General features: G+C 68.8%; 8 protein-coding genes and 2 pseudogenes. 6 read left to right on the top strand and 4 right to left on the bottom strand.

Annotated features, from left to right (window positions below; translation table 11 throughout):
- Positions 1–239: 239 nt before the first annotated feature.
- Positions 240–635 carry an ester cyclase gene (locus tag CD790_RS34010; protein WP_186319399.1) on the bottom strand — a complete coding sequence of 132 codons (396 nt, stop codon included), beginning with the start codon at positions 633–635 and terminating at the stop codon, positions 240–242.
- 157 nt (positions 636–792) lie between these two features.
- Between CD790_RS34010 and CD790_RS34015 the strand changes: the two genes are divergently transcribed.
- Complete coding sequence (locus tag CD790_RS34015; RefSeq protein ID WP_144387249.1) at positions 793–1,167, top strand: MmcQ/YjbR family DNA-binding protein; 375 nt, start codon at positions 793–795, stop codon at positions 1,165–1,167.
- A 20-nt stretch (positions 1,168–1,187) separates the two neighbouring features.
- Here CD790_RS34015 and CD790_RS34020 read toward each other — a convergent pair whose 3' ends face one another.
- Entirely contained in the window at positions 1,188–1,595 is a 408-nt protein-coding gene (locus tag CD790_RS34020) for a VOC family protein (RefSeq protein WP_144387250.1), read from the bottom strand.
- A gap of 151 nt (positions 1,596–1,746) precedes the next feature.
- On the bottom strand, positions 1,747–2,142 hold the full coding sequence (locus CD790_RS34025) for a VOC family protein (RefSeq protein ID WP_144387251.1): 396 nt from the start codon (positions 2,140–2,142) through the stop codon (positions 1,747–1,749).
- Positions 2,143–2,361: 219 nt separating this feature from the next.
- Here CD790_RS34025 and CD790_RS34030 point away from each other — a divergent pair.
- Positions 2,362–3,099, top strand: a pseudogene (locus CD790_RS34030) (DnaB-like helicase C-terminal domain-containing protein); the annotation flags it as partial.
- Positions 3,100–3,159: 60 nt separating this feature from the next.
- Here the strand turns inward: CD790_RS34030 and CD790_RS34035 are convergent.
- Positions 3,160–4,947, bottom strand: coding sequence for a hypothetical protein (locus CD790_RS34035; RefSeq protein WP_144387253.1), 1,788 nt, complete (start codon positions 4,945–4,947; stop codon positions 3,160–3,162).
- Between the two features lie 328 nt (positions 4,948–5,275).
- On the opposite strand from CD790_RS34035, the gene CD790_RS34040 reads away from it, so the two are divergent.
- The 4 genes and pseudogenes from CD790_RS34040 (at position 5,276) to CD790_RS34050 (ending at position 7,105) form a co-directional block, all read left to right on the top strand.
- Complete coding sequence (locus CD790_RS34040; protein ID WP_144387254.1) at positions 5,276–5,530, top strand: hypothetical protein; 255 nt, start codon at positions 5,276–5,278, stop codon at positions 5,528–5,530.
- Positions 5,527–5,859 carry a hypothetical protein gene (locus tag CD790_RS35120; RefSeq protein ID WP_186319400.1) on the top strand — a complete coding sequence of 111 codons (333 nt, stop codon included), beginning with the start codon at positions 5,527–5,529 and terminating at the stop codon, positions 5,857–5,859. Before CD790_RS34040 ends, CD790_RS35120 begins: the two co-directional genes overlap by 4 nt.
- Positions 5,774–5,998, top strand: a pseudogene (locus CD790_RS37090) (Tn3 family transposase); the annotation flags it as partial. The gene CD790_RS35120 and the pseudogene CD790_RS37090, both read left to right, overlap by 86 nt.
- A 639-nt stretch (positions 5,999–6,637) precedes the next feature.
- Positions 6,638–7,105, top strand: coding sequence for a hypothetical protein (locus CD790_RS34050; protein ID WP_144387256.1), 468 nt, complete (start codon positions 6,638–6,640; stop codon positions 7,103–7,105).
- Positions 7,106–7,760: the final 655 nt, after the last annotated feature.

Raw genomic sequence — 7,760 nt, forward strand, 5'->3', positions numbered from 1 at the left:
GCGCCAGCTCGCGGCGCAGGAGGCTCAGTTGCGGCGGCAGTTGCGGGCGGAACACGCTCGGGCACGTCGTGAGCCGCGGAGCAAGGTGTACGCCGACTTGAGGGCCCGCCCTCCATAGCTCCCGCCGCGTCCAGGCCAAGCAGGGCGGGGGACAGCATGCTGCTGGGTCGGGTCAGATGGCGCCGTCCGGGCTGATGCCGCGTCCGAGCGCGCGCGAGCCGCTGTCCGTCCGGGAGGGGTTACTGTCCGCCGAGGTAGTCGGTCTGCGAGGCGATCCGGCCGGCGCGCAGGTGCAGGATGGTGCAGAAGCTGACGATGACCGGCTGGCCGGCCGGGGGCAGGGCAGGGTGGGTTCCGGAGCTGGTGCCCGCGAAGTCGGTTTCGATGGCGACGGCGTCGCCTTCGGCGATGACCCACTTGAGGGTCAGCTTCCGGTCCGGGACGGCGCCCGCGTACTCGCGGATGTGGCCGACGAAAGCGTCCCGGCCGGTGAACGCGAGCCCGAAGGCCCCGCAGGTGTAAGCGACGTCCTCGGTGAACAGTGCTCCGAACCGGTCGAAGTCCTGCTCGTTGTAGGAATCCGCCCATGCGTGAACGAGTTCGTTGATGTCCGTGTGAGCCGTGCTGGTGTTCATGGCTGCTGTCCTTTTCTGATGCTGATGGGTTCGGAGAAGCCGTACCGGAAGACTGCCCTCCGTGTAGGACAGGCTCTGTCCTATATCTGCCGGTATCCGGGATTGCTGTACGTTCGCACAGAGTGCTGGGCGTGACGGGTGGTGCGGGAGGGTGTCGATGACTCCGGAGGAGGTCGCGGAGGTCGCCATGGGGCTGCCGGAGGCGACGGAAGGCGAGCCCGGCCCCGGGATGACCCTGTTCAAGGTCGGTGGCAAGATCTTCGCCGTGCTGACCGAGGCGACCGCCTCGCGCCCCGGGCAGGTGACGCTCAAGAGCGATCCGGAGTCCGTCCTGCATCTGCGCGAGCAGTACCCGGCCGTGGGCCCCAGTTTCTACGCGCGCCTGCGGCACTGGAACACGGTGGTGCTGGACGGCACCGTGCCCGCCGACGAGCTCGCCGAGATGATCGAGTACTCCTGGGAACGCGTTGTGGCCGGCCTGCCCCGCGCCACCAGCGACCGTCTGCGAGAGCTTCACCGTGACCGGCCGTGACCGTCTCCGGCTGTTGGTGATCAGGCGTATTTGCCGAGGTCGCTGGCTTGGAAAGCGGCCTTGTCGTTGATACCGATGACGTAGCCGTCCGGATCCTGGAAGTAGAACATGCGCTGCCCGGTGTGGTCGGTCCCGGTGTCCTTGACGATCTTGGCGTGTGCGGCGATGCGATCGTGGACGGCGTCGAAGTCGTCCACGCCCAGGTAGAACATGCCGGCGAAACCGACGGGGGTGTCGGCTAGGACGGGCAGCCAGTTCTTCAGGTCGGCGTTGCTGTAGAGCATCGCGCAGAACTCGCCCTGGTACAGCAGCATGTGGATGTCGTCCCCGGGCCGGGCCGTGCTGGAATCGACGTCGAAGCCCAGCTGCTTGTAGAAGGCGACGCTGGCGGTGGTGTCGTTCACGCTCAGACAGGGAGCGAACGGCATGGAATCCTCCACGGATGATGGCAGCCCACAGCAGGGTGGCGGGCATGCGTGCCGGGGGCACGCGGGCGCCCAGGCCCTTTCTCCCCCAGGGAAGGAAGGACCGCACCCCAAGGGCCGCCGTTCGGTAAATTCGGTAAAAAGGAACGGGCGGTCAGCCGGCGCTGATGCAGAAAGGCTGGCCCGAGGGGTCGAGCAGAACGGTCCAATGCTCCCCACCGGGCTGGTGACCGGGCTTCGTCGCACCCAGCTCCACCAGCCGCCGCTCCGCCGCCTCGACGTCATCGAACGCGATGTCCATGTGGAAGACGAGCTCGTCCCGCGGCCACTCGGGCGCCTTGAACGACGTGGCCGTCCAGAAAATGAACATCGTGCCGCCGACCCGCACCGGGAAGGCAGCCTCACGGCCCTCCTCGTCCCGGTACGCCTCGGAGACCTCCGACCCCAGAGCAGCGACGTAGAACTCGGCGAGCCTGCGGCCGTCGTCGGACCAGATCGCGTGCGAGGTGACCTTGCCCGCCAGAGCCGGGCGGTTGTCCGCGCCTGCCATAGCGCCTCCCCTTCGAATTGATACGAGATAGGCGCGTTTGTGCCTACTGGGCGACCGTAGAGCTCATATAGGCCGCAGAACGTCCTATATGCCCCTCGGGTGGGCATCGAAGGAGACGAGAAGCCAAGGTGACGGACGAACGATCGCCGGCAGGGCACGTCCAGCGCATCGCAACGACAGCCCGGTTCTCCAAGATCAACGGCTTAGCGTTCCTGATCCGTATACCCCGGCCAGCTCATTGTCATCGCCGGCCGTACCGCCATGGGCACCTCCACCCTCGCCCTGGACCTGCTGCGCTGCGCGACCCTCAAGCACAACCTGGCCGCGGCGCTGTTCGCCCTGGAATCCCGCCGCATCGACATCACCCTGCGCCTGCTGTCCGCCGAAGCCCGCGTCCCGATGCACCACATGCGCTCCGGCACCATGAGCGACGACGACTGGGTGCGCCTGGCCAGGCGCATGCCCGAAGTCTCCGAAGCACCGCTCTACTTGCAAGACGACCCCTGCTCCAGCTTCACCGAGCTCCGCGCCCGCGCCCGGCGCCTGCACCGCCTGAACGACCTGAAGCTCATCGCCGTCGACGACGTCCAGCAGCTCCACTACGGCACCCGCCCCCTCGGCTCGCGCTACGAGGAGGTCTCCGAGATCGCCCGCGGCCTCAAGCACCTCGCCAAGGAACTCGAAATCCCCGTCGTCGCCGTCTCCACCCTCAACCGCGCCCCCGAACAGCGCACCGACAAGCTGCCCCAGATCAACGACCTGCGCGACTCCGGCGCCCTGGAGGACAACGCCGACCTCGTCATCCTCCTGCACCGCGAGGACGCCTACGAGAAGGACTCACCCCGCGCCGGCGAAGCCGACCTCATCGTCGCCAAACACCGCTACGGCCCCACCGCCACGCTCACCGTCGCCCATCAGGGGATGTACGGGCGTTTCGTCGACATGGCACGCGTCTGACCCCCTCGCGGACTGCGCGCGCGGAGGCACCACGCACGCGGCGGCCTGCGGGACGTCCCGTCAGGATGTCTGCGCCTGTGCGGGTGTGGGGTTCAGGGAGTCGAGGAGCTGACCGAAGGTGATCTTCTCGTCGTCGTAGTCGAAGGTCATGGCGGCGGCGAGGGCCTCCCACCGGTCGGTGCTGCGCCCGCAGTGCTCCAGCAGGATCTTCAGGGCGACGTCGGGTTCGTGGCGGGTGAGGACCTCGTCGGCGGGGATCTGGCGCAGGTGCTCCAGGGTGCGGTAGCGGGACTTCACCACGGCGCGGTAGACCTCGGAGCGGGAGAGGATCTCACCGGCGGCGGGGGAGTCGAGCCAGGACTGCAGGACGGCCGCAGGGTCGGGGTGCTTGCCGAGTTCCTCGTCGTCCAGCAGCCGCACCACACCGTCGTCCTTGTCTTCGGGTACCGGGACGGCGGCCGCCGCGGCCAGGAACCAGTCGGGGCCGCCGGCCTTCTCGGCGATCCAGGCCAGTTCGGCGGGGTGCAGCCCGTTCAGGACGTCCGCGACGGCGGTGTGTGGGGTGTGCGGGTTGGCGGCGAGGACGGTTAGGGCCTGGACCCGGCGGTGCTCGTAGTGACGTTCCAGGAGCCGGGCCGGTCGGTCGTGGTCGGGATCGACGTTGTCGAGGACGCGGATCAGGGTCCGGCTCGGCGTGGGGGAGACGACGGCCGGCGGATCGAGCCGGGCGAGCTGGGCGCAGGCCTCGGCGAGGTGGTCGGGGTGGGCGCTGAGGAGGGCCAGGTCCTCGGCGAGGCGCAGGACGCGGCCGTCGAACTCATAGTCGTTCTCCTGCTTGTCGGGCCAGGTGAGCAGCTGGCCGCGGGTGACGAGAGCGTCGGCGGCCGTGTGCAGTTGGTCGGCGGCGAGGTCGGCCAGGCGCGGGTTGTTGCGGATGCGGTTTGCGAGGTGGTGCAGGGTCCGGCGGGCGGTCACCTGCGGGTTGGGCAGGTCGGCCAGTTCGGGCATGCACAGGGCCGGAAGGCAGGCGAGCAGCAGGTCCTCGCTGAGCGCGGGCGCCGGGTCGGCGGGGAGTTCCTCGCCGTCAGGGTCGGCGGCGCGGAGGCGGGCGTCCTCGAGGGCCTGCGTCTCGGCCTGGTCCAGCAGCAGGTGCTGGACAGCCGCCCCGAGTACGGGGTGCGCGGTGAGCTGCGGCCACCGCTGGGGGCAGCGGGCCAGCATCGCCCAGCCGGCGCGGTCGCCCAGCTCCAGCGACCAGTCCTTCGAGAACGCGGACACAGCCTCCCAGCCCTCTTCGGGCTCGGGGTGGAGGAGGTACGCGGCGAGCGGGGTGAGGCAGGCTTCCAGGACGGCGTCGAACAGTTCTGGCGGCACGGGTGGGGCCGGCGCTGTGCCCTTGGTGCGGGTGTAGCGGTCGGGGTCCCAGTCCCGGACGACCTGCTCCACCTTGTGGTCGGGGAGGCGGGGCAGGAGTGCGATGGCCGCCTCGACCTGGCCGGGGTGCCGTGCCAGCGCGGAGATCAGCCCGGCCCAGGCCCGGCGGTGCCGCAGGATGGCGGGCACGTCGGCGGCGGTCACGGTGCCGTCGGCCGCCAGGGCGGCCAGCGTCTTCTCGTCGGCGTGCACCAGGAGCTGGCCGCGCAGCCGCTTGGCAGAGGTCCGGGCCAGCAGCGCGGGCAGCGCGGCCTTGAGGGCTTCCTCCCGCCACCGGTCGGCCTGGGCGTCGAAGCCATGCGGCGTCGTCGCCGGGGCGCACAGGGCGCCGATCACCGTCTTGAGGGCTTCCTTGGGGAGGTCCTCGCTCATCGCGAGATCCCGCCACAGCGGGTACGTACGGGCGTTGACCATCCCCAGATCCCCTCCCCTGTCTGACCCGGCGTCACTGCCCGGTCGCCATCCGTAGAAGCGACCGTACGGCGCAGCCGGCCCCAGCGGAGCGCGATCCACGAAGTTGCCCCCGCGGTGCGCACGGGACTGGGCCGCCGCACGGTGTCGTCCGCCGACGGATAACGTGACGAATCGTCTGGTACAGCGTTTACCGGTCTATACACCAGCGACCTCGACACAGGCGGGCATCCTAGGGAAAAGAGCTCAGCAGAAGCGGGCTGCCAAGCACGCGAAGCAGGCCAAGCAGCGCAAGGCCGCGGCGTCACGGTCAGCCGCCACGTTCGCGGCCGTGGCCGCGAACCTGCCCCAGCTGACGTCGATGGACGACATCCTCTTCGGGCCCATGGCCACACCGTGGGGCGACTTCACCGAGAACCACGCGACGGTCGACGACGCCATCGCGGCGGCCAAGGACGCCGGCGGGGTTCTGTCGTGCTTCTCCTTCGACGACTCCGGCGAGTACGAGCGCAGCCTGCGCCAGGATGCGGACGGCTGGCGGTACGAGGTGGCGCTCTACCCGCGGGAGCGCTGCGGGAGCTGGTGAAGACGAGCTGGCTGGACGCCGACGACCAGGACCAGGCCGCGGAGCAGCTGCGCGGTGCTCTGGCCGCGTACATGCCCAAGGACCTGCGCCGCCCCGAGATTGAGGCCGTGCAGCGGCCGTCGACTACCAGCGTGCCGCGCATCGGCTGGGCGCAGAGCGTGCCGGTGGAGGACGTGCACCTGGCGGAGAAGGAGATGGGGCTGTTCGTCCTGGGGCCGCTCGCCGACACACCCGGCGGGACCTGTGAGCCGCTGCCCGAGGAGACCTTCGCCCTGTTCCGCGCGCACGGTCTGTCTGCCCGTGCCTGCGCTGGCTGCGAGTGCCGGTGACCGACCGGAAGGGCTCGATGGCCATCCACTGACCTGTACCGCGAGCGAGGTCGCCGCCGCGATCGAGGGCATGATGCGCCACGCCACCGCCATGGAGGCCGAGGGCAACTACGTCGACTCGCACGGCCAGTCGGAAATCGGGCTGGAGCAGCTGCGCGAGCGGGCGGTGGCCCGGACCGAGGCGGCCGTGCCCGCGCCATGGACGGACCGGTTGCCCGAGCTCGCCGCCCGCCCGCTGGACGGCGACACGGCCGGGGCGGTGATCGCGTGAGCACCGAGCTGAGCGGGGTCGACCTCGCGCGCTGATGTCGCCGGAGCTGTAGAGCTGGGTGCCGGCCAGTCCAGTGCGCAAGATGCCAGGAATGGCGCGAAGGGCGCTGCCTGTTCATGAGGGATCCATGGCCTGCCTCGGAACCTGGGACGGACGTCTGGGCTACTTCACGGTGACGAGCATCCTGGGCGCCCTGTCGAACTGAACCTCGAAGCGACCGTGTGGGATCGCCAATGATCCTGAAGCGGTCGAGAAGGGTCGCGCACCGTGCCGTGCCCGAACGCTGCCACAACGCGCTGAAAGGCCCTGTAGATCGCTGCACGACACGCGGCTGATCTGGATCTTCCTCTTCCGCTGCGGGCATATGCGGTGACCCCGGAAGGTGTGTCCACGGACGGCTCCTGGAGCAGCTCACCCCGGTAAAATTCCGCAGGATCATGAGCTGCACGTGGGTAGCCATGCGTCCCCGCCGCCACAGCTCGCGAGAAAGCGACATCAGGAGGAATCATGCTCAAGCTGGACGCCCCCATGGACGGCCCCTCCGGGTTCAGAACAGTGATTTCAAACGACGACTACCCGGAATCTCAGTATGGATATACCGGGCCGGGGTGGAGCTGGATGTGGGTAAATTCTCCCTTCGCCTTATCTTTCGTGGAGGGGCAGTTCACTCGCAGGGTCTTCAAGCAATACCAGACGTCACATCGCGATCTGCGGTCCTTCGTCAGCGAAAGCCTCGCACCCAACGATCCGCGCTGGTCCAAAGCATGCGCCGCCGCTCTCCGCGAAACAACCGCACAGGAATTCATTCTGGTCTGCTCGATCTGGGCATTCGCCTCGTTCGAAGTCCCCTCGGGCAGGAGCGCGGAAGCAGGTACGGCCTTCTACAACGGATGGGTCGCAGCCATGAACGCCGATCCGCAGGCCACATACGCACTGCAGGGGTCCGAGAAACCCACCGTCATAGTGATGAGCTAACCGCGGGGCCCATGCCTTCCCACTCACCTTGAGGCGTTCCCGATTTCAGAACCCTGCCCTTCTCCCTGGCCTGCCATCCAGTATCGTCCGTCTCACGGAGGGGATTCGGGGGCCTTCGCCCATGTCACACGCCGCTACAGGCGCCAGCGTCACAGAGACACGTGACAGGGGGCGCAACAGCCATGCAGGCCGGTACGAGGAGATACGGGCGGTATACATCATCGAAATGACGTACCGCCCGCACTGGCGAGCCCGTCTGTGGCACAGAGCAGGGTCGACCTCGCGTGCCAGGCCCTGCTCGCGCCTGCGGGGATGTGCCCAGTCGCCTCGCTGACACCTCGCCGTACCGCTCTTCGACCCCGCGCCCGCGGGGATGGTTCCTTGTCGTTCACCGTGCGCACGCCCGCACCCATGTCGGCCCCGCGCCCGCGGGGATGGTTCGCAGCGCCTCTCCCTGGGTTGGCTTCGTTCGCAACAAACGAACGAAGCCACGTTGAGGCCTGGGCGGTGTCGCGAGAGTGGTGTGAGGCACACTGCGGTGGTGGACTCGGGGATAGCAGCCATGTTGGGAGCGGTGATCGGAGCGGTGGGGGCCGGCAGTGCTGCGGTCGTCACCGGCTTGTGGGGTTCCCGGATCACGCGGCGCCAGCTCGCG

Origin of the sequence: Streptomyces sp. SAJ15 (genome assembly GCF_007595705.1) — a bacterium.
Lineage (GTDB): Bacteria > Actinomycetota > Actinomycetes > Streptomycetales > Streptomycetaceae > Streptomyces.

Bases quoted from the DNA above. Each gene is read 5' to 3' on its own strand.
- CD790_RS34010 (WP_186319399.1), bottom strand. From the start codon at position 635: ATGAACACCAGCACGGCTCACACGGACATCAACGAACTCGTTCACGCA.
- CD790_RS34015 (WP_144387249.1), top strand. From the start codon at position 793: ATGACTCCGGAGGAGGTCGCGGAGGTCGCCATGGGGCTGCCGGAGGCG.
- CD790_RS34020 (WP_144387250.1), bottom strand. From the start codon at position 1,595: ATGCCGTTCGCTCCCTGTCTGAGCGTGAACGACACCACCGCCAGCGTC.
- CD790_RS34025 (WP_144387251.1), bottom strand. From the start codon at position 2,142: ATGGCAGGCGCGGACAACCGCCCGGCTCTGGCGGGCAAGGTCACCTCG.
- CD790_RS34035 (WP_144387253.1), bottom strand. From the start codon at position 4,947: ATGGTCAACGCCCGTACGTACCCGCTGTGGCGGGATCTCGCGATGAGC.
- CD790_RS34050 (WP_144387256.1), top strand. From the start codon at position 6,638: ATGCTCAAGCTGGACGCCCCCATGGACGGCCCCTCCGGGTTCAGAACA.